This is a genomic window from Parafilimonas terrae, assembly GCF_900115755.1.
Lineage (GTDB): Bacteria > Bacteroidota > Bacteroidia > Chitinophagales > Chitinophagaceae > Parafilimonas > Parafilimonas terrae.
The window spans coordinates 162,031-188,914 of the sequence record NZ_FOXQ01000006.1 but is presented as its reverse complement, the minus strand read 5'-3'; the positions used below and the strand labels follow the sequence as shown (position 1 = coordinate 188,914).

The window sequence follows — 26,884 nt, the reverse complement described above, 5'->3', positions numbered from 1 at the left end:
ATCATTGCATTTTTATATGAATTACAGTAAACGAATAAGGATGTAATACCAGGTTTAATTGCCTGCTTTTTATCTCAGCTTCGCTCACCAGCGGGCTGATATCTTTTGGCGACTCAATTGAATTGACCGTATTAAGATCGTTGCTTTGAAGCGTTGTTACGGTTGCCTTTGCTGCAAGCTTCCTTTTAGTATCAATACTTATTTGTTTTGATATTGACCGGGAAGATGTATTTACTATTTTCAATATCACCTCATTGGCGGTGCTTGTTACGGCAGAAGCATATAAACTATCACTTCCTTTAAGCGTTTTATTATCCGATGTAATGGCAACAACATTATCCCCTTTATTATTGGCAAACAGTTTTTGTACATAATAATTGGGCGTGCCAAAAGAATTCAGATTATCAAACCATATTAAATCGGGCGTCCATTGCCAGCCTTCCACATGTGCAAATAAAGGTGCATAGGATGCCATCTGTACAATGTCTGCGTTGCGTTCGAGGCCGGTCATGAAAGCAGCCTCTGATAAAGCGCACAACCAGTTATTTTTATTTAATGGGCTAACGGTTGCCACGCTTTGCGCTGCGTATTCACCGGCAAAAATCTTTGGCCCGTTCCTGTCATAATCATCATAACGGTTGGCATTGTTTTGAAACCATGACGGAGAACTGTAATAATGTTCATCCAATATATCCGCATTCAGCTTGCGCAACGTATCGTTCAGATAATGAAACCTTTCATCATCCGGAGAAGGGCCAACACTGTTTACCAGTTGTATTTCGGGGTATTTGTATTTGATGGCTTTCGTAAATATTTTATAGCGTTCAACATATTGCGGGCCCCATTGTTCATTGCCTATGCCCAGCAGTTTAAGATTAAAAGGGTCCGGATGGCCCATCACTTCGCGCAAATGCCCCCATTTTGTTGAAACATCACCGTTGGCAAATTCAATTAAATCCAATGCATCCTGTATATAAGGATCGAGCTGTGTTGTATCTACCACTTCTGCAGAATTAAACTGGCAGGCCATGCCGCAGTTAAGAATGGGCAATGGTGTTGCACCAATGTCTTCGGCCACCTGGAAATATTCGAAAAAGCCAAGCCCGAAACTTTGGAAATAATCAGGTGTGGGGCGGTGTGCAAATTCCGTATTCCAGCGGTTTACAATAACCTGCCTATCTTCAACCGGTCCCACCGTTTTTTTCCATTGATAGCGTGTTGCCAGTTCTCTCCCTTCAACAATACAGCCGCCGGGAAAGCGCAGGAAGCCGGGTTTCATATCAGCCAGCAACTGCACTAAATCGGCACGTAAACCATTGGGCCTTTGTTTCCAGGTGTGTTGGGGAAATAGTGAAAGCATATCAATATCCGCAACGCCTTCCCCTTCAAACCAAACATTCATCCTGGCTTTTAATTCAGTTGCAGTGGCCGTGAAACTTGTTTTGTATTGTTGCCAGTTATTGCCTGAAATATTGATAGGTTGAGATTCACCCAAAGCCCTACCTGTACTGTCAACCAGTTGCACGTGCAATTCAATATTGCCGGTTTCGCTCTTTGCCCAAACCGTAAAGTTGTATTGCTCATTTTGTTTAATACCCATGCCGCGAAAACCTTCATTGGTTAATCCAAATTTTCCTTTGGCAGTGTTGCGTGTAACCCTTATATAGCGCGGGTTTGCGCTGTCTGTTTCCAGCCGGTTGGTAACAAGAATATTGCCTGTGCCGGGCGATGCCTGCTGAATAGTCCAACCCATTAAAGGGCTGGCAAATTCAAATGAACGGTTCTTCACCAGTTCTGCATATAAACCGCCATCGGCTGCAAGGTTGATGTCTTCAAAAAATATTCCCCACATGGTTGGCTGAATGGCTGCAGTTGGTTTATCTGCCTTTACAACCAATGGCTGGCCTTCTGTTGTACAGGCATACAATAATATTGCAGCAATTGCAATTACACGGCTAATTTTCATTTCTTAAATTACCTTTTTGCATGGTTAAATTGAATGTATGTATAGACAAAACAAGGGAACTGGTAGAAACCAGCTCCCGGATTCTTATTAGACAAAAAATAAAAAAAGTATTAAAAACCTTATACGGGTTAATCCTGTAACCAATTTTCATATAGCGCTATAGCTTATTGATAGTATAAAAAACCTGCTGTGCGGCAGGTTTTACAAGCATGCTAAAGTAGGATAAGTTTTTTAATTGTCAAAAAAACATTTATTATTGGAGCGGGGATCACTATTGCCTGATCTGGCTTGCAGCTTTGTGCCTGCAAGTGCTTATTTTTAGGTGTTTGGGAAGAGGCTGTGACTTTGGTATTACACCGGGATGCTTCGTTCATACCTGAAAGATGTTAAAGCATGGAAGTATTACCTGAAAAGAAACGGCCTTGTATATTCATCCCTGTCATGCCTATTATGTCATTCACCATTTATAATCCATCATTCACAATGTACAATTCATCATTCACCAACTCGGCTTTCTTAAATTTTGTTTGAAATTATTTTATCAGCATATTTGCAGGAGAGATGATGATTGCTGAATTGCAATTTGTGATGATCAGTCCGGATCCGAAAAAATAAAAATTAATAATCCAAAATAAACTGTTTGCCAAGTCCCACGTCCGGTGGGGACGCCCGTACCGTTCAATATTTTCCATTTAAGCATGTTATGAATTACTGAGCAGGTAATGCTGCTTTAGTTTTTTCTCTTTCCCGGTGCATTGTTCCTAAGAAGCAGTTGGGAGTGAGAACGGCGAAGCCGTGAATACTGTGCTGTAATTTCCTTTTCACACAACAAATATTTTATGTGCTTTTTGTTCCTGTACAAAAAGTGTACTGCCTGGCAAGTGCCAGCCGGGCATTCATCTATATACCTGACTAATGCTTTCTCGTTTTAAATATCTTATCCCGCTGCTTGCCTGCATCATTTTTATCGCTGCGTTTTCTTCCTGCGGCGTGCCGAAGAATTTTCAAAACGCTGTATATCTCAAAGACAGCGTTACCGATTCGGAACGTATGGTGCTGCAAAAGCCAGTGGTAATAATGCCGGGCGACAGGCTAAATATTAATATTACCGCTATAAATAAGGAAGCGGCTGATGCATTTAATATTACCCAGGGCATTGCCACGCAGGGCGTGCAAGGCTACCTGGTGGATGCTGCCGGCAACATACAAATGCTGCAACTGGGCACTGTGCCTGTTGCGGGCTTAGCGCCGGCTCAATTGCAACAGCGGTTACAAAAGCAATTAGATGATTATATAAAAGGATCGGTGGTTACAGTGAATATTGCCAATTTTAAAGTGATGGTAATGGGAGAAGTGGGAAGCCCCGGTACGCTGCAGGTGCCTGATGGTAAAATGAATATACTGCAGGCTATTACGCAAAGCGGCGATCTCACCCTTTATGCCAAACGGGACAATATTTTGGTGATACGCGAACAGGATGGCAAACGCGAATTTGGCCGGGTGGATATTTCTTCCAATAAAATATTTATGTCGCCTTATTATAACCTGCAGCAGAATGATGTGATCTATGTGGAACCGGACAAGGCAAAGTTTATTAATAATGATGCTTTTCTTAACCGGAATGTACGTTACCTGGGTTTAGCCATGACAGTGCTTTCTGCTGCCTTGCTTATTGTAAATATTATTAACAGGTAAAACGTGTTTGGGCATTTTACTTTTTTCTTGACGGAGAAAACACTCGCTTTGAATTTAACCGTTCAGGAAGCAATTAATTTTTCAAAGGGTATTAAAGTATAAAAATTTAATGGCGGCTGTTTCAACCAAAAAAACAATTATAAAGGAAGAAGAAAGCGAATTTTCGTTCAGGGAATTACTGATGAAATCGCTGAATTACCTGCCTATGTTCGCGATCTTTCTCGGGGTTGCCCTTATCATAGCTTATATATACATACATTTCCAGACGCCGGTGTATTCTACCAGTATAAAAGTGCTCATTAAAAATGCTGGTAAAGAAAGCAATGAAGACCAGGTTTTGTCGGAACTCCTCAATACTTCCAAGCCTAATATTTACAACGAAATGGAAGTGCTGCAGTCGCATCAGCTAATGGCAAGGGTGGTAAAAACACAGCAGCTAAATACCGCTTATTATTCTATCGGAAAGGTAAATACCATTGAGGTGTATGAGCCGGACCCCATTAAAAGGTTTCTCGTATTTTCCAATATAAAAGATTCCGGCAGGAGCTATAGTATTACCCTGCAGGTAAAAAAAGACGGCATTTATATTTTACATGGTGAAAATGCTGTAAAAGCAACTAACCAAACCACCATTCATACACCCGATTTTGATTACCTGGTTAATATTATTAATCCCGAAGATTATAAGCCTGATTATCAATACCAGGCGGTATGGCGCCCCACCGATGCAGTGGCAGGCGGCTTTGCCGGGTCTATATCGGTAAGCCCTTTAAGTAAATACTCTTCGGTGCTGGTGGTGTCCACTTCTTCGCAGGTGCCACGCAAAGCGGAGGTTATTTTGAATACGCTGGCTGCAGAGTATAATAGTTATAATATTGAACAAAGCAATAAGATTGCAGAAAATACCATCCGGTTTATTGACGATCGCCTCATCTTCATCAGCGGCGAACTGAACGAAGTGGAAAATAACCTGAAAGATTTTAAGGTAACCAATTCGCTCAATATAAGCGCCGAAGGCAGGGCAGAAACAGATATTGCCAAAGACCTTGAAATAAAATTAGACGACCAGGAACTGCAAATGAATATAGCTGATATGGTAAGCAGCTATATCAATAACCCGAAACGGCGGTACGAACTGGTGCCTTCCAACCTGGGCATTGGCGATGCCACTTTAAGCGCCCTCGTAAGCGGTTACAATGCAGATGTTATAAAAAGGGATGAATTATTGAAAACGCTGGGAGAAAAAAACCTGCAGGTGAAAGCGCTGGAAACGGCTTTAGACGATTCGCGCAGCAGGATAATGGAAAGTGTGAACAACGTAAAAAAAGTATATACCGATGCCTACAATGCAGCGCACCGGCAATATGAAACTTCTTTAAATAAAATCCGCTCTATACCCGCCAAGGAAAAGCAACTGCTTGAAATAGAACGCCAGCAGGGCATCAAAGAAAAGCTCTATCTCTACCTGCTGGAAAAGCGCGAAGAATCAGCGGTTTCCCGTGCAGCAGCAGTAGGCAACAGTGAAGCTGTGGACAGGGCTTCGAGCGGCGGCCCCATCAATTTAAAAAATTCAAACATTTACCTGATGGCCATATTTGCAGGCCTGGGTTTACCCCTCCTGATTGTGTATTTAATGGATTTGCTGAACGACCGGGTTACCACCCGTGATGAAATATTAAAATTCACCGAAACGCCTATTATCGGCGAGATCAGTCATTTTGCCGATAAAGAAAGAACAATTATAGCAGGCAAAACCAGGGGCATATTGCCGGAACAGTTCAGGATCGTGCGTACCAACCTGCGTTATTTTTTGCCCAAAGACAAAAAAGGTTCCACTATATTGATTACTTCCACTATGCCCGGCGAAGGCAAAACTTTTGTTTCACTTAACCTGGCAGCAGTGCTTTCTGTTTCAGGTAAAAAAACCATATTGCTGGGGTTTGATATGCGCAGGCCTAAAATAGGTGTAGCCTTAAAAGCTTCTGAAGCTGCAGGCGATCTGCCGGGTTTCCTGGCTGGCGATATTTCTCCTGAAAAAATTATCCGGCAGGTAGAAGGCTATGAAAGCCTGTATGCCATCACCACTTCATTTGTGCCGCCTAATCCCGCAGAACTTTTGTTGTCTGACCGTCTTAAAAATTTATTTGATTACCTGAAAATTAATTTCGATTATATCGTGATCGACAGCCCGCCGCTTGGCATTGTAAGTGATGCCAAGGTACTAAGCGAATATGCTGACCTCAGTCTCTATATTGTACGCCAGCGGTTCACCCAGCGTAAACAGTTAAAGATGCTGGAAACAATGTATAAGGAAAAGAAGCTGCCTAACCTTGCAATGGTGGTTAATGATGTAAAAGTGAAAGGTATTCGCAGCTATTATGGCTACGGCTATGCTTACGGCGGCAGCTACGGCTACGATTACAGCATGGGATATGGGTATCATGGAGCGGGAAAGAGACCGTGGTGGGGGAAGCTGCTTAAAAAAGGTGTAAGGCAAAAGGTATGAGGCAGAGGGTAGAGGGAATTTGGAATTAGGAATTTGGAATTAGGAATTTGAGTTAAAGGGTCGATATCGTTTACGTAGTTTTTTAAAATGACAGACTACCAACATTATCATTGGGAAATAACGGCGCAGCATAAGTTGCTCGACCTTAAGCTGCAGGATACCTGGGCATACCGCGATCTGCTCTGGCTGCTGGTGCGGCGGGACTTTGTAGCTACTTACAAGCAAACCATTTTGGGGCCATTATGGTACCTGATACAGCCAGTATTTACAACCGTTATTTATACCCTTGTGTTTGGCGGCATCGCAGGCATTTCAACTGAAGGCCTGCCAGGGCCACTGTTCTATATGGCCGGTATTACTATGTGGAACTATTTTGCCGACTGCCTTAACAAAACTTCTACTGTATTTCGTGATAATGCCGGCATTTTCGGCAAAGTATATTTCCCAAGGTTAATTATGCCTTTGAGCATTATTATCAGCAACCTCGTGCGTTTTGTGATCCAGCTATTGCTTTTCCTTGCTTTTATGGTGTTTTATGATTTTTCGGGTGCAAACATTCAACCCAATGTTTACATGCTGCTTTTTCCTTTGCTGGTATTAATGATGGCAGGCCTCGGTCTTGGCTGCGGCATGATTATCTCTTCCCTTACCACCAAATACCGCGACCTTGCATTCCTGGTTACTTTTGGTATGCAATTACTCATGTATGGCACTACTGTTATCTACCCGCTTTCTGCAGCGCCGGAAAAATATAAGTGGATTGTTGTAGCCAATCCTATGACGGGCATTATTGAGACCTTCCGTTACGGGTTTTTAGGCAGGGGAAATTTTAGCTGGGAACTATTGGGTTATTCAGCACTTTTTGCAACCATTGTATTTGCTGCTGGCATCATTGTATTTAATAGGGTTGAAAAAAAATTTATAGACACGGTATGATGTCATACTGTATTGAAAGCATCCAGTTAATTAGGTTTCTGCTTATATTATAAATAAAATAACATGTTTAGCATCGTAAAAAATGTTGTACCAATTTCATGGAAAACTGCCATTAGAAAGCGTTTTCAATCTGAAGTTTATAAAACGCCTGGTATCGATCAAGCTATTATAAGAAAAATAGAAGAATTGGAAAAGAGTGTTTTTCAGCTACAGCCAGAAATAATTATACCAACTAATGAGATAAAGAAGGGCATTTTGCAACAATGGCAATTTCCAAATATCCCCGTTCCCAGAAATTTGTCGGTTTCGAAGCACGATTACATGTATCAGTTTTTGAAACAGCATTATAATGATTCCTCTAAGGCATATATTGAATATATAACTTCAGGTGCGCACATGATGAATATACTGATGAATATAGCTAAGCAGACCGGCAAGCCTTTTTATAAAACCAAAGCATTTCTTGATTTTGCAAGCGGTTATGGCCGTCTTACCCGTTATACATCGGAATTAATTAATCCTAAACAAATATGGATATCAGATATTAAACAAGGTGCTGTTGAATTTCAAGTTGAAAAATTTGGTGTTAATGGAATATTGTCTTCCGAAGATCCTGATGCATTTCACTTAACTAAACAATTTGATCTCATATTTGTTGGCTCTTTATTCAGCCATCTACCGGATGAAACTTTTGGCAGATGGCTACAGCGTATTTATGATTTACTAAATGATGATGGATTACTGATTTTTACTGTACATGATCAAAGCTTAAAAGAAAATTTGTTTCTGCAAAAGCAAAATATAGTATTTGTTCCCGTTAGTGAGGAGGTGAATCTTTTAAGCAAAGATGGCTGCTTGCCTGGAACACAATATGGAATGACTTATGTAAGTGAAGATTATGTAAATGCTCAGATCCAGAATCTTAAGCCTAAGCCTATGCAATATAGACGATTTAAAAAAGGTATGTGGGAACTGCAGGACCTTTATATAATTTCCAGAAAATTTCGAGAGGATTTAGCAGGATTAGAAATGTAAGAATTATGCCCACAGTCATTAAAGTAGAGAATCTTTCCAAAGCCTACCAGATAGGCCAGATTGGTACCGGAACTTTGCAAAGCGACTTCAGGCGCTGGTATGCCAAGGCTCGTGGCAAAGAAGACCCTTTTTTGAAAATAGGTGAAACCAATGACCGTACGACCAAAAGTGAAGGCGATGTAGTCTGGAGCCTGAAAGATATAAATTTTGAAATTGAACAGGGCGATGCCGTTGGCATAATCGGCAGGAATGGCGCCGGCAAAAGCACCCTGCTTAAAATACTCAGCCGTGTTACAGCACCCACCACAGGAAAAATCACCGGTAACGGCCGTGTGGCTAGTTTATTAGAAGTGGGCACAGGCTTTCATCCCGAACTTACCGGCAGGGAAAACATTTATCTCAATGGTGCTATCCTTGGCATGCGCAAAAAAGAAATAACGCACAAGTTTGATGAGATCGTTGATTTTGCCGGAGTGGAAAGGTATATCGATACACCTGTAAAGCGATATAGCAGCGGTATGTATGTGCGCCTTGCCTTTGCGGTAGCAGCTCATCTTGAAAGTGAGATATTGATTGTAGATGAAGTGCTGGCTGTAGGCGATGCCGAGTTTCAGAAGAAGTGCCTGGGGAAGATGGGAGAGGTGAGTAAGGGAGAGGGAAAAACGGTGTTGTTTGTGAGCCATAATATGGCAGCTGTTAGAAATCTTTGTAATAAAGGAATTATTTTAAAAAATGGTGAATTAAATTTTAAAGGTACCGGAGAAGAAGCAATAGATGCATATATAACAAACCAGATCGAAGTATCTAAGCTAAGTTTAAATGATCTTGAACGCAGGCAAACAAGAAACAGGCTCAGGTTCACCGATATATGTTTTAAAGATGAGAATGGTATTTCCAAGAAAGACTTTATTGTGGGTAGATTCCTTGAAATTGAAGTAAGCTTTATCGCCATTGAGGAATTATATATGTGTAAAACCTTGAGAGTTGATGTTGGGATTAATGATATCTATGGAAACAGGGTTACATGGGCGAGCACAGCGATGCTTATTGATAAAATAGATCCGGAAAAAGGAAGTGTTTCATTTATTATACAAAAAATATTGCTGAATGAAGGAGCTTATAATGTGAACCTCTTTTGTGAGAGTAATGAAGGAATTGAAGACTGGATCGAGAATGCATCGGGCTTCAATATGCTTTTTGAAGATTTTTATAAAACTGGCAGGCGGTTACCTGAAAGACAAGGTGTTTTCGTTTCAGAATTTCAAATATTTCAATGATGTTTTCGAACATTAAGAGTTTTTATAAAAAGATAATAGGATTTGACAAGCTGTTTAATCAAAGCATTTCTATCCAAAATAATTTAATTGCATTACATAAAAAATCAGATGAATTGTATTGGGGTATGATTTTTAATAATGCAGTTTCCAATTCTGACTGGTTAATCAATAGATCTTTCAACCCAGGCAGGTGGGCGGCCGGCTATCCAATGTTGTATATATTATTTAGAATCTATAATGATATAAAGCCTGTAAATATTCTTGAATTTGGTCTTGGTGAAAGTACCAAGCTAGCATATCAATACAACAAATCATTCCCGGAAAGCCATTTAAAAATAATTGAACAGGATAAAGCATGGTTGGATTATTTCTCTAACCAGATTTTTGATATAAGAGAGAATACAACTATTCTGGAGATTGAGCAGGTAATGATAGAAGGGGTGAAAGTAAATCAATATAAAAATTTGCTGAATATCCTCAAACAGAAAAAATTCGATATGATAATAATAGATGGCCCTTTGGGAAGCCCTCAGAATTCACGTTATCAAATTGTTGATATGGTTTTAAATGATGTGATAGCCAAAGACTTTATAATAATTATGGATGATTATAATCGCTTAGGAGAAAAGCAAACAATTGAAAAATTAAAATTGGTACTTAATGAAAAAAATATTATATTTTCAGAGGGCGTTTATTCAGGAATAAAAGATACATATATTGTATGTTCAAAACAATTTGATTTTCTAACTTCTCTATAATAAAAATTTGTTGTAATAAAGTTGCTAACCCATATGCAATTTAGTACAGAAGATACTGGTTTTCCTTTGGTATCAATCATTATCCCAGCCTATAATAGAGAAACTTTAATCGGTGAAACTCTTCACAGCGTAGTTGAGCAAACTTATGTTAACTGGGAATGTATTATTGTAGATGATGGTTCCTCCGATAATACTGAAACGGTTGTAAAATCATTTTGCGAGAAGGATAACCGATTTAAGCTATTTAAAAATAACAGAAAAAAAGGAGCCCCGGGTGCAAGGAATACTGGCTTAGATATTTGTTCTGGTGAATATGTTATTTTTCTTGACAGTGACGATTTATTGGAAAATTTTTGCTTGGAAACACGTATCAATTATTTTAAACAATATCCCGCTGAAAACTTCCTTGTATTTCCAATGCTATTTTTTGAAAATAATAAAACCAATTTAAAAGGATTATGGAATATAGATTCAACAGAGAGTGATTTGATTAGGTTTCTGAGAATAGATGCTCTTTGGCAAACAACCGGTGCAATCTATAAAAAGCAAACCCTATTTGAAGTGAACGGTTTTAATGAAACACTCACATTCTGGCAAGACTATGATTTGCATCTGCGGCTTATTCTTTCTAAAAAAAGGTATAAGAAGTTTTTAAACGGGAAACCGGATTCGTATTATAGACAACACAGTATTGGTAGTATTGGAAGTTCTATACCATTCGTTTCCTCTTTGGAAACGCTTAAGAAACGAATAGATTTTTTTGAAAATATTGTTCAGTATATTCAAAGCAATCATATCTGCTTAAACAAGAGGGAAGGTCGTGCGCTTTGGTCAACAATAGGGTTTCTTAATAGTTGTTATCTTTTTGTTCATCACAATCATAGACTTTTCAAGAAAGCTTATTCAACCCAATATAGAAAGTTTAGAAAAGAAATGTATTATGCCAAAATAAACTACATGCATGATTTTCTGTTGTATATAAGAAGGCGAGGAGCAATACACAGAATTTATGTTGTCTATAAATGGATATTCCAAAAATATCTTCTGGACTATAATATTTTTACAGAAAACACTTTGTTGAAAACTTTTGAGGAATTAAACATCCGAAAAATAGATATATAATTACATTATTGCTGATAAGTTTTTTTATATTTAATGAAGGCTCTCGCTGTTATTATTCCTGCTTATAAGTCAGCTTTTTTTGATAAAGCCTTGCAGTCATTATCTAATCAAACCAATAAAAACTTCACCGTTTACGTTGGCGATGATTGCAGTCCTGAAGATATGAGAGGAATTACGGAAAAATACAAAAGCGAACTTGAAATACATTATACCAGGTTTGAAAATAATATTGGTGCAAAATACCTGGTACATCAGTGGAACCGCTGCATACAATTAACAAAAGATGAACCCTGGCTGTGGCTTTTTTCTGATGATGATATTGCTGACGCAAATTGTGTAGAAATTTTTTATAAAACCATGGCGGGGGATAATAATAAGTTTGATGTGTATAGATTTGATACGAGAATTATAAACGAACATGATAACGTTCTTGGAGATTCCCCCGAAAGCCCTTTTGTTGATTCAAGTTATAATATGGCTGTTGAAATATTGATGGGAAAAAGAGGCAACTCTATGCCGGATCATATTTTTTCCAGGAATATTATTGAGAAATATAAAGGGTTTGTTTATACTGATTACGCACAGGCTGCTGATTGGGCAACATCTATTCTTTTTTCTTCAGTGAAAGGTATTTGTACTATGAAGGGGGCAAAACTTAACTGGAGGGTTAGCAATCAAAATATTTCAGGCACAGCCAGTAAAAACAGGAGGAATTTACTAAAAGGTCATTTGCAGTTTTTAAATTGGGTATTAAATCATTTCAGCTACCTGGGAAACGGATACGAATATAAAAAGGTGAGAGATGCATCTATATGGAATTTATCTCATGTTGTAAACATGCACTATAAAGGTTTATCTATTTCTAATTTTATGGATGTTTATGTTTTTTACAAAAAAGTTCTTAACCCCCTGAGGGCTTTTAGAGAAACGTTGACATTGTATTTGCGCCAGTAAGATGCTCTCTAAAAGAGAAGCATTTTATTTATTAAACAGAGCAAAAAGTTGCCTTTTTTTTCTATCATAATACCAACTTATAATTCAGCAGAAACATTAAGCATTGCCCTGGACAGCATAATGCAACAAAACTTTACAAACTTTGAAGTAATTGTGGTAGATGGGAGTTCAAAAGACGATACCCTGGATATAATTACCCGATATACTGATAGTAGAATAAAGGTGTGGAGTGAACCGGATAAGGGGATTTATGATGCTATGAATAAAGGCATTAAAAAAGCATCAGCGGAATGGCTCTATTTCTTAGGAAGCGATGATTATTTGTATGACAATAATGTGTTAGGTGATGTAGCTACCTTCTTAAAGCATAACGAGTATAATGTGGTTTATGGTAAGGTGCAGAGTGAAAGGTTTGGCGGCGATTATGGCGAAATGTTTGATGCGGATAAATTGCTGTATGAAAATATCTGCCATCAGGCTATATTCTTTCATAAGAATATATATGCTTTTACAGGTTTGTTTAATCTGCAATATAAAGCACAGGCAGATTGGGATCATAACATGCGCTGGTTTTTTTCAGGAGGTGTAAGGCATAGCTATTTAAACCGACATATTGCTGTGTATAGCGATGGCGGCCTTAGTGCTGCCGGGGATGCACTGTTTGAGCAACATCGCATTATTAATTATGTGCGTCATGCCGGCAATAAACTACCGGTTAAAAGAAGGTTGCAGCTTTTAAAATATGCCTGGCATAGCGCACGGAAGCAAAGCAAACCGGGATTATTGCCTTATATATTGAAAACTGGTTTTACTGCATTGTTACAATGGTAAAAGTTTCTGTTATCATACCTAATTATAATCATGAGCGTTTTCTTCAGCAGCGTATTGAATCAATTTTAAATCAAACCTATAAAGATTTTGAGATGATTTTGCTGGATGATTGCTCAACTGATAGCAGCATTGACATTCTCAACCAATATAAAGAACATCAGCAGGTAAGCCATATAATTGTTAATGAAAAGAATAGTGGCAGTACGTTCAAACAATGGCAAAAAGGCGTAGCATTAGCAGTTGGAGAATATGTTTGGATAGCAGAAAGTGACGATTATGCTGCGGAATGTTTTTTGGAAACAGCCGTAAAAAATTTAGAAAACAACAGGCAGGTGGGACTTTTCTTTTCAGATTACCATGTGATAAATGAAAGTGGTATATTGATAACACCAAAATTTACTTGCAGGCAAAGCATGTCGGAGTGTTTCGCGAATCAACCTGTAATGGACGGGAGAACTTTTGCCGAAGAATATTTATTTATTGACAACTGGTTGGTAAATGCTAGCGCTGTGGTTTTTAGAAAATCATTTTTTCTGTCAGCGGGTACTTCATACACTGCTTATAAAATTGCAGGCGATTGGCGAATGTGGATAGATATTTGTTTGCAGGCTGATGTAATATTCTGTAATAAAAAAATAGATTTTTTCCGTTCGCATACCAATACTGTGCGATATAAAACCACATCAATATTAACTAAGGAAGCAATACTCCTGTACAAATATATTCTTACCAAAACTTCCAATCAGCATACAAAGGCTTTTTTGAAAAACAGAATGTGCGACCTGTGGTTTAAAAACCTTGAGGTTGATACGCAGGTCAGGCAAAACTTCAAATTGATGGTTTCCATATTTGCAGCCGATCTGTTTTTCTTTATGCGTGTTGGCAGGCGATTAATAAAAAATGCATACTTAAGTTTAAAATATTAACAATGAAACATATCTTGTTTATTGCTTATGATGCAAAAAGAGCGGGGTCTGGTATCTTATTATTGAATCTTACTAAAGCTATAAAAGAAATTACATCTTATGGCATAGATTTTTTATTCAGACATGACGGTGATATATTAAATGATTTTAAAGAGGTTGGAAAAGTTGTTTGTGTTAAATATAAGACTGGCATAGCCGGGAAGTTGCTGAATAAATTGTTTGATCCACAGGTTTCCGCTATTAAAAAACTGTTGTTGAAACAGTATGACTGGGTGATAGTTAATACAGTATTAAATGCAGATGTAATTAAACAAATAAGAAGATACCATAAAGGGCGACTGGTTTGTTATATACATGAATTAGAGGTGGCTATGGATTTTCTTATTTCGTCATCATCCCGTAAAGATTTCTTCAATCTGGTTGATGTTGTAATGGTGCCATGCTTAACTGTTAAACGCAAAATTGAAGAAATATACCAGGTACAAGCCTCATTAATAAAAATTTTACCTTATTACATTCCGTCGAAAGATTATTCATTAAAAAAATCTAACGAGAACAGGTTTATAATAGGAGCTTGCGGCAATGTTGAACTAAGGAAAGGGACAGATCTTTTTGTACAGCTTGCAAAATATTTTATTGAAAAACATCCTGGTGTACCTGCACAATTTGTATGGATAGGAGGTAATAGTCAATCGCTTGATTATAAGTTATTACGAGCAGATATAAATAAATGCCGATTACAAAACATAAGTTTAAGGCCTGCCACCAAGGAAGTTGCATTGTTTTATGCAGGAATTGACCTGTTCGTACTTGCTTCAAGGGAAGACCCTTATCCGCTTGTAGTATTGGAAGCAGCTGACGCATGCATACCCACTATATGTTTTAGCGAAGCAGGTGGTGCGCCTGAATTTGTGCAAGGCACAGGAAAAGTCATTAATTATCTTGACATAAAACAAATGGCTGCAGGTATATATGATTATTATCTTCAACCTCAATTGAGACGGGCAGATGGCGAAAAGGCGAAAGCAAAATTGGCGGTCATGCATCAAGATAAAAAACATATTGTACAGCAATTTTTTGATATCATAACATGATTTCTGTTATTGTATCATCGTACCAGCCTGGCCTGTTTGCCTCTTTTTCAAATAATGTAAGGGCAACCATAGGAAAAGTGCCTTTTGAAATCATTCAAGTTTATAATCCCGGCACAATGGGGCTTGCCAAAGCTTATAATAAAGGCGCAGCCAAAGCAAAATATCCTTATCTCTGTTTTGTGCATGAAGATGTGTTGTTTGAAACAAATGGCTGGGGACAGAAAATAATTGATCATTTTACGAATGATAAGAGGCTCGGGCTGATTGGTATTGCGGGCAGCCGCTATAAGCCTTATGTATATTCAGGTCTTGGTTCTGCCTGGGGAAATGCTGGATTAAGAATAAATATTATTCAAACCATTGATGGGCAAAGGCAGCATATTATACGAAAGGGATATGATAAAGATATAGAGCCGGTGATTGTTTTGGATGGCTGTTTCCTTTGCACAACAGCCGCAGTATTTGCATCTGTTAAGTTTGATGAAAACAGCTTCACTGGCTTTCATTGTTATGATATGGATTTTTCCCTTACGGTAGGCCGGCACTATACCATAGCCGTAATATACGATGTGGTGTTAGAGCATTTATCAACCGGCAGGTTTGATAGGTATTGGCTTGCGGATACATTTGCATTACATCGTAAATGGAACAGGAAGCTCCCACAAAGCATACAGCCGCTTTCAGATAAAGAGTTGTATGAGCAGGAAGCCGGTGCCTGGTATTTTTTACTGAAATCCGTTTTGCAATTGAAATACGGATTGAAACAATTTGCACAAATAAACTTTTCTAAAAAATTTATTCGCCTGGTAGGGCTTAAATATTGGTTGTGGATGCAGGTAAAGCTGCCGCTAAATATCTTGCGTTCATATGCACGCAGTATAGCAGATTAAAATCGTTAGGTTGGGTAATAAGAATATAAATTGCTGCGTAGTTATACCTGTTTACAAGGCGAATCCAGGTTTAACTGAGATTTTATCGTTTCAACAATGCCTAAGGGTTTTATATAAATACCCGGTGTTGATTGTTGCTCCTGAAAACCTTAATACTGAATTTTATGAACAAGCTGCCAAGGGTGATCTGCAGATAATACGTTTCAACGATACATATTTCAATGATTTGGCAGGTTATAACCGGTTAATGCTTTCCACCCGGTTTTATGAAAGGTTTATTGAATATAAATATATGCTGCTATACCAGTTAGATGCATGGATATTCAGGGATGAACTGGAATACTGGTGCAATAAAAACTATGATTATATCGGCTCCCCCTGGGTTGGTCATTCCTGGGCTGGGTTTGCTGCCGCGCATTACTCCTTTGTGCGTACCTTATTGTATAAAATTGGATATAGAAACTTTAATCTTGTAGGTAATGGCGGCTTTTCTTTAAGAAAAGTAAAGAGTGTTCTGATCAATCTGCATTTCTTTAAAAAGAAGGCAGAAAATTTTAATAGAAACGAGGATGCCTTTTTTTCTTTTTATATTAACTCTTATAATCCTTTTTTCAAAATTCCTTCTTTAAAAACTGCATTGGATTTTGGTTTTGATATTAACCCGGAGCAATCCTTTCGCCTCAATAATAACCGGCTGCCGATGGGTTGCCATGCCTGGGAAAAAAATTATTCATTCTGGAATCAGTTTATTCCGACTGCTTAAAAACTATGAAACTACTTTCTTTTCAACCTTGTTCTTTGTATCAAAACGGTGGTTGCGGCAGGGTTTTAAGGCGCCTGTATGAAGGTAGGGAGCAGGATGTAATTTCTATAGCATATTACGATTATTATTATGAAGCAATTAAAGGAGATATAACCGAGCTAAAACTTACATTGTTCCCTTTGCGAAGGAAATGGATGAAATGGAAACTCAGAAATTTAAACGGCTTTTTTCAGAAAATCCTTTTTGCCTCATACAATAAAAAGCGAATTTTAAAAACTGCTTTAAGTTTAGACGTTGATGTATTACATATTGTTGATCAAGGCATTTTATTATCATGTCTATGTGAGCCATGGAGTAAGAAAAATAAGCAACTCTGGGTTTCTTTTCATGATCATTATACCCAAGTAAGCAGTTATGAAAACTCTAAGGTTCTATGGGAGAATGCAGATAGAAGGTTTGTTATTTCAAGAGAACTGGGAGAACATTATCAGGCTATATTTTCCAATAAGCCATACGAAATAATTACAGATGGTGTTAAGCCGGAGGAAATATCTATACCTAAAAGAATTCAAAAGGATACCATTACTTTATATTTTGGGGGGTTATTGCATTATCATTATCAGGAATTATTTAAATCACTGATAACAGCTCTTAATAATTATCCGGGTAATTTAAAATTTAAATTAATCATAAGAGGAACAGGCCCATTAAAAAGTTTGGATGCCGGAAAAATAGTAATAGAATACAGAAATGATTTTGTTAGTGATGAAGAAATAAAAAATGAAATAGACGCAGCGAACATTTTATACCTACCTATAAAATTTACGAACCCTGAATTTTATAAATATAGTCTTTCCACTAAAATGATTGGTTATTTGAGTGCTCCGGGCACTATACTTTATCATGGCCCTGAAGATAGTGCGCTTTGTAAGCTTTTGAATAAGCATCAAGCGGCGATTTGTTGCAGTACATTAGAAACAAATGACCTGATAGGTTGCACCAAAAAGATTTTATCAGATGGTCTTTGCTATTCAAAGAATGGTAAAAGATTAATTGATATGCAATTTAAACTGCAGGTTCAACAAAAAAACTTTTGGAATGAATAATGAAAGTTTATGAGGAAATTGATTAACTCAACCCATCATTTTATCGCAAGATTTCCCTTTTTTGTCAAATTCTTAGTTGCCATAAGGAACCAATGTAATTCTATTATAGCTTATTATCTTACTAACTCGCCTGATTCAAAGAAAAATGGAGAAAATACTATAATCGATTATTTATATAGCAACTGCTCTGTTATAATAGATGTTGGTGCAAACAAAGGTAATTGGACTGAATATTTTAAGAGTAAAAACAAAACAGCAAAATACATATTACTGGAACCTTCAACAAATGCGTTGGCTTTTCTTAAGCAAAGATTTAAGAATCAAGATAATATTATTCTTATCAACAAAGCAGCAGCTAACAAAACAGGTGAAACCTATTTTTTTGAAGAGCCAATGTTAGGGGAAACATCTTCTTTGTCAGCGGATTTCAGTAATAAAGCAGCTGTTAAAAAAACTGTGCAACTTATAAGTATAGATGCCTTGATGGAGGAGTATAATTTAAACAATATTGACTTTTTAAAGATTGATGCTGAAGGTTTTGATTTTATTGTTCTCGAAGGTGCTGTCCATGCAGTACGAGGAAGTAAAATAAACTTCATTCAGTTTGAATATAACGCTCCTTGGGCAATAGCTGGTAGTACATTGCTACATGCAATTAATTTTTTAAAGGAATATGAATATGAGACATTCATTATAAGAAAGGATGGATTATACGAATTTAATTATTCCCGGTTCGGTGAATTTTTCAGATATAGTAATTTTTTTTCAGTGAATAAGAATTTTTATGCTGCTGTAAGTCAACTGATAAAGGGAAAAATATAGTATGCGCATATTGATATTTACCAGTAAAGAAGAGGATTATTTGCAAGATTCGATTATACATGGCTTTAAGTGCCTGTATGGAAAGGAGGTTATTGATTTCCCTGCAAAGGTCATTCTGTATGATGATTATCATAATCTTCATTCTCTACGGGGTAATGGTTTTACATTATATGGTAAGTTGGATAAGAGATTAAAAGCTTCTGAAAATATTAATATTGAGGAAGCAATAGTGAAAAATACTTTTGATTTAATAATATTTTCTTCGATACATCGTCAATTTGATTTTTTTTATGCCCATTTTAGGCTATTGAAAGAAATAAAGTCGAAAATATTAATATTAGATGGAGAAGATAGCTCCAGGTTTTTCCCTTTCATGCGCAAATATGCTAAATTTTTTTTCTATCCAAAACCACATTCACATTTTGCATATTTTAAACGTGAGTTAATATTAAAACATTCGCAGTTAGGATTTTGGAATTTTTTTCAGAATTTATTTAATAGCTTTTTTCTTGGCGATAACGTAAAACCTATTTCCTTTTCAATTCCAAAAGAAAAGATAATTACTATTCTTCCTTTCAAAGAAAAGCTGTTTACAAAACATGTTGTTGATATAGAAATTTCTAAGTCAATAAATTCAAGTACGGAGAAATATGCTTTTAACACTGAGGCAGATTATTATGATGATATTCAGCAGGCTAAATTTGGAATTACTACAAAGCGTTCAGGCTGGGATTGCTTGAGACATTACGAAATTGCTGCTAATGGTGCGGTTATCTGTTTTAGGGATTTAAATAAAAAACCGCCAGAATGTGCCCCTCATGGATTAATTGATGGAATAAATTGTATTAATTATAACTCTTATAAACAATTGAAAGATGTTATCGGTAGTATATCTGATGCTGCCTATTTGAGGCTTCAAGAAAATTCGCTTAAATGGGTAAGAGATCAGACTACCGAAAAGCGGGCAGTGGATTTAATACATCAAGCTTTCAATAAGATTTTAATCTAATAGTTCTATGGTATCATTATTTTAGTTGCAAGAGACTTACTACTTCTGCAGCCCTTTATTAAATTTGCAATAAGTATGCTTGCTACAATTTGTTTTATATTAAAATGAGATATCAACCGTTACACTAAGTCATTTTACTGCGAAAAACATAGAACTTTTGCTACACGAAAATAAACAGGGAATGCCGCTAGTTAGCGTAATAATTCCAACTTATAACTATGCGCTTTATATTGGTGATGCGATTGAGTCTGTATTAAGACAAGACTATCCAAAAACTCAAATAGAAATAATAGTTTACGATGACGGGTCTGTTGATAACACAAAGAGTATAGTAAGCAATTATAAGGACTCATGTAACATACGGTATTATTTTCAAAAAAATAAGGGTAAGGCTTATGCTACCCAACAGGCAATAACACTTTGCAATGGCAATTATATATTTAACCTCGATGCCGATGATTATTATTTGCCAGATAAAATAAGTAAAACGGTTGCTGTTTTTGAGTCTGATAAAAATATCGTACATGTAGCATCAGCCGCTACTCTGGTTAATAGAATTGGAGCAGTAATTTCAAAAGAGAAAATAAGCAAGGCTGTTTTGAATAAACCTATTAATGGCACTGAGTTATTACATTATTTTCTTTCTGAAAACATACTTTTTGGAGGTGGGTCAACGTATGCAGCAAGATCATCAGTACTTAAAAAGATAAATATACCAGCCGAAATAGATATGTACATTGATGAGTTTTTACTTTATGCAGTATTGCTTCATGGCAAGAGTTTTTTTATTGAAAATAGTTTGTCAATATGGAGAGTGCACGGTAATAATTTTTCAGTACTGCAAAGCTCACAACAGAGAAATATTGCAAGGCAAGAGCGATCAATTGGATCATCTGCAATTTTGCTTAAATATCTAAATGAAAATAATTTTTCCAATTACATTGTAAGGGTTTATGCGATAAAGCATGCTAATCGTGAGATGGCTTTTAAAGAGAGTTTGGGGACGAAGAATATTTCAGATATCCTGAAGTATTTAATAAGGATAATTAAATTAAAACCATCGCCGAAAATAGTAAAGCGCTACAATATCTTTAATAGGTTAATGCCTTTAAAACTGCTCAACGGATTAAAGTATTTAAAGGGTTATAAAAAGGCCAGAATGGATAATTTGCCTGCGATCTCGGAATAAATGAAGCCAATCCAAAATAACGATCATTTGCTAAGCAACAAAGAAATCTCCGGATCAAAAAGCATAGTGCTTGATGTATTAAGAATAGCCGCCGCAATAACCGTTCTTATTCATCATGCTATTATTCAATGGGGATTTGCAGGCTATCTGGATAAAGATTGGGGGCACACTGCAGTAGTTGTGTTTTTTGTATTGTCAGGCTATGTAATTGCATACACTACTTTTAAAAACAGAAGAAGCTGGAAACAATATGCGCAGGCAAGATTGTCAAAATTATATTCAGTGCTTATTCCATGTTTAATCATTACAAGCCTTGTTCAGTTGTATGTATATTATAATTCCTCCAACTTGTTTGAAGGTTACAGCCGCGGAGATTCTTTTATACGGTATATTCTTTCCGCCTTATACTTAAACGAAATATGGTTTTTTTCTGCCGCCCCTCCAATTAACGGCCCCCTTTGGTCGTTGAGTTTTGAATTTTGGTACTACTGTTTATGCGGGGTGTGCATGTATGCAAGAAGCACCAAATTTTTTTATTTGTTATTGGCAGGCATCTGCCTGTTGGCAGGCCCTAAAATACTGCTGATGTTGCCGGTATGGATGATGGGTTATTTTGCTTACAGGATGCCCGAACCTGGTATTAGCTATCGGCTCCGGTGGGTTACTGGTATTTTACTTATGCTTATGCCGGTTTTTTTAATGGAGATACTGCCTGCCATGCCATTTACGCTGGGTAAAAAACCGCTGTATTTTACCAACCAGTTTTTTACAGATTATATAATTGGCTTCACACTTTCTGCAGGTATCTGGTTATTGCCGAATGTGGAGGCGAAAAAGGTTATGCAACACAGCCTTAATGCTGTAATGCGCAGGCTCGCAAACCTTACTTTCCCTTTATACCTGCTTCATGCACCATTATTTATTCTTTACAGAAGTATATTCGGAACAGATGAGGGTAATTGGGTTGCTATGCTTGCAGCAATAATGGTGGTTTTAATATCGAGTTTAGCGATTGGTTTTTTTATTAACAAAACTCATATTTACTGGAAAAAATACTTTGCATTAATCCTGCAAAAAATCATTCCTGAAAATCGCCTGAAAACCTCAGGGGTACCATATTTATAACACCTGAACTTAAATATCCAGAAGATTGAAAATTATTTTCCTATGTGGCTCTTTGCAACCCGGCAGAGATGGAGTTGGCGACTATTCCAGGAAACTGGCAGCCGGTTTAATGGCTTCCGGAAACGAAGCGGTGATCATCTCCCTGAACGATAAGTTTCTGTCATCAGCATGGGTAAAAGAGGCGCAGCATGATGGATCAAAAGAGATAACAGCCTACCGTTATTCTGCCGGCATGCAATGGAATGAAAAAATAAGGCAGGTTGCAGCACTCATATCTTCTTTCAAACCTGATTGGCTAAGCCTTCAATATGTGTCTTATAGCTTCGATAAAAAAGGGTTGCCATTTTATTTGCCTGGTGTATTGTCGGGATTAACTGCAAATTACAAATGGCACATTATGTTTCATGAAACATGGATAGGCATAAGCCCTGCCGCGCCTTTCCTGCATAAAATATATGGTTATTTTCAAAGAAGGATTGCGGCTTCATTAATAAAATTGCTTAATCCTGTAAGTGTAACAACAACTAATGTTTTATATGAGCTTGTATTAAGTGAAAAAGATATTGATGTTACGCGGCTGCCACTTTTCAGCAACATAAGCCGGCACCAGCCAAATAAAGAATATATTTCATCTATTGAAAAAGAATATTCGGTTGAAATGGAAGGAAATTCTTTTTATAAACTGGGTGTTTTTGGTACGCTTTACCCGGAGTCTAATTTATCGGAGGTTATTCCAAAGTTTTTGGAAAATAAAAGGCATGATAAACAGGTTGCTATTATCATCTTTGGAAAAAACAACCGACCTGATGAATTGCTGAAATTAAAAAAGAGACTGAAAAACAAGGTGAGTTTTGTTGAACTTGGTGAACTGACGGAAGAAAATGTATCAAGTGTGATGAATATTTTAGATGAAGCTGTTTTATGTACGCCTTATGAATTTATTGGTAAAAGCGGCGCCTATGCCGCTTTGCGCTTGCACAATGTTCCTGTTGTAACGCTTTCCTCTTCACCAACCAATAAGTATGAGAATGAAATAAATGCTTATAATAAATATCTCTCACAACGCCCTGCTGAAAAATGGGGTGTACAGCATATAAGCCATAAATTTCTTTCCATATTGAATCAATGAATCATCTTTTGAAATTTTTTGCACCTTCTTGTAAACGTTAGTTGCTAACGGCATGAAGAAAAGAATATTAATTTATTGTACACAATTAATGCCTTCGGGAGGTATTGAAAGCCATATTATAGAGTTTTGTAAAAACATGCTGCCGCATTTTGAAATTGATTTGCTGGTTGCAAACTTCAAAATGAAGTTGCACGAAGAAATTTTAAAAAGAAATTGCAGCAGGGTGTTTTTTATAAAGTCAGCTAATCCCTTAAAAAGACGGGTTATTTTGATGAAGACTTTGCTGAATTTATCAGTTAAACGATACGATGTTTTGTACACAAACGGAAATGGAGCAAGTGTTTTCTTAGCTGCAAAAATACTCAGGTATAAAAAATGGGTACTTCATCATCACATGGAGGCCGACCGGGATTTTTTCCATGCATTAAATCCAAAATATAAAAAAAGTATGCTATTAGCAGATCATGTTATTGCTTGTTCAAATATTAATGCCATTAATCTTAACAGAGAATTGAAAAGGCCTGTTAATGCTGTACACTGTTTTTCGCGTGATTTAAGTAATAGTAAAAAGATGCGCAAAGAAATAAACAGCAGTAACAAACTGCATTTCGGCTATTATGGCCGTTTAATACCTGCTAAAGGGATAGATTTAATATGCAGGCTTAGCGAAGACCCGGACTGCAGGAATATTTCTTTTCATTTGTGGGGAACAGGTGACGAATACTCTTCCTCTTTTTTTAATAAATATCCTAACCTGTCTTTTCATGGTGCTTTTAATAACAAGGAGGAGCTTAGCGAGATCGTCAGTTTACTGGATGCCTTCCTGTTATTTACCACACATGCGGAAGGGTTGCCAATTTCTTTGCTGGAAATAATGAGTGCCGGGATACCATGGATATCTTCAAACAAAGGGGGGATTGCTGATATTGCCTGTGATCCTGTTCTATCAAAAATTATTGATATAAAAGATTATGAAGTGGTAAAGCAAACCGTCTTGCAGCTTGCCTGCGACATTAAAAATGGCGACATATCAGGCGATAAGCAGCAGGCATTTTATAAACAGCATTTTTCCCGTGAAGTTTTGATAAATAAATGGGAATCCGTTTTTGCATCCTAAGGATAATTTATACAAAGAATATTTTTGAAATTTGTTATCTCACATCCAACAGGAAACGCCAATGTAAGGGCTATCGTTATGTGTTTATACAAGGCAGGTATGCTTGAAAAGTTTTTTACTACTATTGCCTGTTTTGAAAACTCAGAAAAGCTCAGAAGATTTCTTATTAAAGACCTTAACCGGAGAGAGTTTGATGAAAAGCTGCGTCCGTTTACAGAATCATATTCCTGGAGGGAAGCAGGCCGGCACGTTTTTAATAAACTTGGGTTATCTTATTTTACCAATAAAGAATCAAGTGCTTTCGGTATTAATACGGTGTATAAAAGTTTAGACAGGTACCTCGCCCGTAAACTCGATGCTTATCCTTCAATTAAAGCTGTTTATGGATATGAAGATGGCAGCTATTATACTTTCACATCGGCTAAAGAAAGAGGATTGCAGTGTGTGTATGAGTTGCCCATTGCTTATTGGGAAACAGCACGCACATTATTGACGGAAGAAGCCGAACGATGGCCTGGCTGGAAACCTACTTTAAAAGGTGGAATTGCTGATTCAAAAGAAAAGCTCCAACGTAAAATCATAGAATTGGAATTGTCAGATACGGTAATTACACCAAGCAGGTTTGTGGCAGCATCATTACCAGGTTGGGCGATGCAAAAAAGAATAATTATTTCCCCTTTTGGCACGCCTCGCTTTTCAAACTATGATAAAAAAATTCATGACAGGTCCATTAAGAAGCCGCTGCGTATTTTATTTGCAGGCAGTATGAGCCAGCGTAAAGGGCTGGCTGATTTATTTGAAGCTATTGGTTTATTAAATACAAATCATATACAGCTTATTGTGTTAGGGAGTTTGCTTGCGCCGCTTCAGTTTTATCAAAAAGCCTGTCCTTCATTTCAATATGAGCGGCCAAGAGTTCATACTGAAGTACTTGAATTAATGGAAACCTGTGATGTGCTTTGCCTGCCATCAATTGTTGAAGGCAGGGCGCTGGTAATGCAGGAAGCCATGAGCAGAGGACTGCCTCTTATAGTTACACCTAATACGGGCGGAGAAGATCTTATTAAGGAAGGCGAAACCGGCTTTTTAGTTCCTATCAGATCCCCGGAAGCAATTGCCGAAAAAATCAACTGGTTTTTGGAAAACCGTTTACTATTAGGCGAGATGAGAGAGGCAGCATTTATACATGCCTCTGATTATACATGGGATAAGTATGGCCAGACAATTTTAGGCGCATTTAAAGATTAAATTTTTATCCTGCCATGGTTACGGGTAACAGCATAACATTAAAGCGTTTAAGAACTGCTGTATGGTTGTACCTCATACTTTTAATTTTTGAAGGGGCATTGCGTAAATGGGTTCTGCCAGGTTTGTCAAATCCTTTACTGATTGTAAGAGATCCTATTGCTATTTATATTCTTTTTGTATCAAGGATGAAGGGAATTCTGAAATTTAATCCATATAGCTTCTGGATGATCCTGATAGGCTGCTTTGGCATTATAACAGCCTTGTTACAGGGGCACGGTAATCTTATGGTGGCAATATATGGGGCAAGAATATTCATTATCCATTTTCCTTTAATGTTTGCTATAGCTGAGATATTTACCATTCAGGATGTAATCAGGTATGGCAAAGTATTATTGTGGATATCATTGCCAATGACAGCACTGATTATTGCCCAGTTCTTTAGCCCTCAAAGTGCGTTTGTAAACCGGGGCGTGGGAGGAGATATGAGCGGAGCGGGATTCAGCGGTGCATTAGGTTATTACAGGCCTCCGGGTACTTTTTCATTTACAACTGGTACTTCTCTTTTTTATGGATTAGTGGCCGCTTATGTTTTTTATTTTTGGTTCAATAGTTTTTTGATAAACAGGTTTCTGCTGATTACATCTACTGTTTGTTTGCTTTTTGCTGTTCCTTTCTCCATCAGCCGTACGCTATTATTTGAAGTATTTCTTTCTACAGCCTTTATGACTGTTTCTGTATGGTACCGGCCTAACTATCTTAAGCGTATTGCTATTGGCATAATAATTTTTCTGGCTGTTTTTTACCTGATAGAAAACCAGGGCTTCTTTTCAACGGGCACGGAAGTGTTCACTGCAAGATTTACTTCTGCCAATGAAAGCGAAGGTGGCTTAAACAGCGTATTTATGGACAGGTTTCTGGGCGGGATGGTTTATGCCGTTGAAAATGCGCCTAATATGCCCTTTTTTGGATATGGGCTGGGCATGGGTACGAATGCCGGTGCACAAATGTTAACAGGGAAAGTTACATTTCTTATTGCAGAACAGGAATGGGGAAGGGTAATAGGAGAAATGGGTTTACTGATGGGGTTTATTATTATCATTGTCCGGATAGCTTTTGGTATTTCCACTTTATCAAAAGGCATCAGGGAATTAAAATTAAAGAATGCATTACCCTGGATGCTTTTAAGTTTTGGATTTATACAAATATTGCAGGGGCAATGGGGACAGCCTACCAACTTAGGTTTTTCCATTATTTCTGGTGGATTGGTGCTTGCTGCATTTAATAAACCGGAGGATGAAGATGAGGAAGAAGAGATATTAGCCGAAGAAGTGGTGAAAACTGATGAGGAGTAAACTTTAAAACCGGGATTGTTTTTAGAAACAATAA

23 protein-coding genes are annotated in these 26,884 nt (G+C 37.3%); 22 read left to right on the top strand and 1 reads right to left on the bottom strand.

Translation table 11 applies throughout. The features are described 5' to 3' along the window. Nucleotide 1 precedes the first annotated feature (1 nt). On the bottom strand, nt 2–1,966 hold the full coding sequence (locus BM015_RS11665; RefSeq protein ID WP_090658534.1) for an alpha-L-arabinofuranosidase C-terminal domain-containing protein: 1,965 nt from the start codon (nt 1,964–1,966) through the stop codon (nt 2–4). Between the two features lie 915 nt (nt 1,967–2,881). Between BM015_RS11665 and BM015_RS11660 the strand changes: the two genes are divergently transcribed. From BM015_RS11660 to BM015_RS11555, 22 genes are all read left to right on the top strand, one after another. Next, nucleotides 2,882–3,661 (top strand): polysaccharide biosynthesis/export family protein, encoded by a 780-nt coding sequence (locus BM015_RS11660; protein WP_090658531.1) that lies wholly within the window; start codon nt 2,882–2,884, stop codon nt 3,659–3,661. Nucleotides 3,662–3,770: 109 nt separating this feature from the next. Continuing rightward, a complete protein-coding gene (locus BM015_RS11655) occupies nt 3,771–6,167 on the top strand; it encodes a GumC family protein (protein ID WP_090658529.1) in 2,397 nt (798 codons plus the stop codon). A gap of 87 nt (nt 6,168–6,254) precedes the next feature. Then, nucleotides 6,255–7,103 carry an ABC transporter permease gene (locus BM015_RS11650; RefSeq protein ID WP_090658527.1) on the top strand — a complete coding sequence of 283 codons (849 nt, stop codon included), beginning with the start codon at nt 6,255–6,257 and terminating at the stop codon, nt 7,101–7,103. A 63-nt stretch (nt 7,104–7,166) separates the two neighbouring features. Further along, a complete protein-coding gene (locus tag BM015_RS11645) occupies nt 7,167–8,138 on the top strand; it encodes a class I SAM-dependent methyltransferase (protein ID WP_090658525.1) in 972 nt (323 codons plus the stop codon). A 5-nt stretch (nt 8,139–8,143) separates the two neighbouring features. Next, complete coding sequence (locus BM015_RS11640; protein ID WP_090658523.1) at nt 8,144–9,415, top strand: ABC transporter ATP-binding protein; 1,272 nt, start codon at nt 8,144–8,146, stop codon at nt 9,413–9,415. Beyond that, nucleotides 9,412–10,173, top strand: a complete 762-nt coding sequence (locus tag BM015_RS11635) for a hypothetical protein (RefSeq protein WP_143075834.1) — start codon at nt 9,412–9,414, stop codon at nt 10,171–10,173. Before BM015_RS11640 ends, BM015_RS11635 begins: the two co-directional genes overlap by 4 nt. 33 nt (nt 10,174–10,206) lie before the next feature. Next, a complete protein-coding gene (locus BM015_RS11630) occupies nt 10,207–11,295 on the top strand; it encodes a glycosyltransferase family 2 protein (protein WP_090658519.1) in 1,089 nt (362 codons plus the stop codon). 33 nt (nt 11,296–11,328) lie between these two features. Beyond that, nucleotides 11,329–12,249 carry a glycosyltransferase family 2 protein gene (locus BM015_RS11625; protein WP_090658517.1) on the top strand — a complete coding sequence of 307 codons (921 nt, stop codon included), beginning with the start codon at nt 11,329–11,331 and terminating at the stop codon, nt 12,247–12,249. Between the two features lie 48 nt (nt 12,250–12,297). Further along, a complete protein-coding gene (locus tag BM015_RS11620) occupies nt 12,298–13,080 on the top strand; it encodes a glycosyltransferase family 2 protein (RefSeq protein WP_177191887.1) in 783 nt (260 codons plus the stop codon). Continuing rightward, nucleotides 13,074–14,006 carry a glycosyltransferase gene (locus tag BM015_RS11615; protein ID WP_090658512.1) on the top strand — a complete coding sequence of 311 codons (933 nt, stop codon included), beginning with the start codon at nt 13,074–13,076 and terminating at the stop codon, nt 14,004–14,006. The genes BM015_RS11620 and BM015_RS11615 overlap by 7 nt, the downstream gene beginning before the upstream one ends. Before the next feature lie 2 nt (nt 14,007–14,008). Further along, nucleotides 14,009–15,100, top strand: a complete 1,092-nt coding sequence (locus tag BM015_RS11610; RefSeq protein ID WP_090658510.1) for a glycosyltransferase family 4 protein — start codon at nt 14,009–14,011, stop codon at nt 15,098–15,100. Next, nucleotides 15,097–15,990 (top strand): glycosyltransferase, encoded by an 894-nt coding sequence (locus BM015_RS11605; RefSeq protein WP_090658508.1) that lies wholly within the window; start codon nt 15,097–15,099, stop codon nt 15,988–15,990. The genes BM015_RS11610 and BM015_RS11605 overlap by 4 nt, the downstream gene beginning before the upstream one ends. A 127-nt stretch (nt 15,991–16,117) precedes the next feature. After that, entirely contained in the window at nt 16,118–16,753 is a 636-nt protein-coding gene (locus BM015_RS11600; RefSeq protein ID WP_090658506.1) for a DUF5672 family protein, read from the top strand. Nucleotides 16,754–16,758: 5 nt separating this feature from the next. After that, nucleotides 16,759–17,859, top strand: coding sequence for a glycosyltransferase family protein (locus tag BM015_RS11595; RefSeq protein WP_090658504.1), 1,101 nt, complete (start codon nt 16,759–16,761; stop codon nt 17,857–17,859). A gap of 9 nt (nt 17,860–17,868) precedes the next feature. Continuing rightward, nucleotides 17,869–18,681, top strand: coding sequence for an FkbM family methyltransferase (locus tag BM015_RS11590; RefSeq protein ID WP_090658502.1), 813 nt, complete (start codon nt 17,869–17,871; stop codon nt 18,679–18,681). A 1-nt stretch (nt 18,682) separates the two neighbouring features. Further along, a complete protein-coding gene (locus BM015_RS11585) occupies nt 18,683–19,690 on the top strand; it encodes a hypothetical protein (protein ID WP_090658500.1) in 1,008 nt (335 codons plus the stop codon). Between the two features lie 157 nt (nt 19,691–19,847). Then, nucleotides 19,848–20,879, top strand: coding sequence for a glycosyltransferase family 2 protein (locus BM015_RS11580; RefSeq protein WP_143075833.1), 1,032 nt, complete (start codon nt 19,848–19,850; stop codon nt 20,877–20,879). Beyond that, the gene (locus BM015_RS11575; protein WP_090658497.1) at nt 20,880–22,004 is read left to right on the top strand and encodes an acyltransferase family protein; all 1,125 of its coding nucleotides are present in this window, start codon (nt 20,880–20,882) and stop codon (nt 22,002–22,004) included. It abuts the gene before it with no gap. 25 nt (nt 22,005–22,029) lie between these two features. After that, nucleotides 22,030–23,133, top strand: coding sequence for a glycosyltransferase (locus BM015_RS11570; RefSeq protein ID WP_143075832.1), 1,104 nt, complete (start codon nt 22,030–22,032; stop codon nt 23,131–23,133). Between the two features lie 52 nt (nt 23,134–23,185). Beyond that, nucleotides 23,186–24,250 (top strand): glycosyltransferase family 4 protein, encoded by a 1,065-nt coding sequence (locus tag BM015_RS11565; RefSeq protein ID WP_090658492.1) that lies wholly within the window; start codon nt 23,186–23,188, stop codon nt 24,248–24,250. 24 nt (nt 24,251–24,274) lie between these two features. After that, a complete protein-coding gene (locus BM015_RS11560) occupies nt 24,275–25,498 on the top strand; it encodes a glycosyltransferase family 4 protein (RefSeq protein ID WP_090658491.1) in 1,224 nt (407 codons plus the stop codon). Between the two features lie 14 nt (nt 25,499–25,512). Further along, nucleotides 25,513–26,850: a hypothetical protein gene (locus BM015_RS11555; RefSeq protein ID WP_177191886.1), complete on the top strand. Its 1,338-nt coding sequence runs from the start codon at nt 25,513–25,515 to the stop codon at nt 26,848–26,850. The last annotated feature ends 34 nt before the right edge of the window (nt 26,851–26,884 follow it).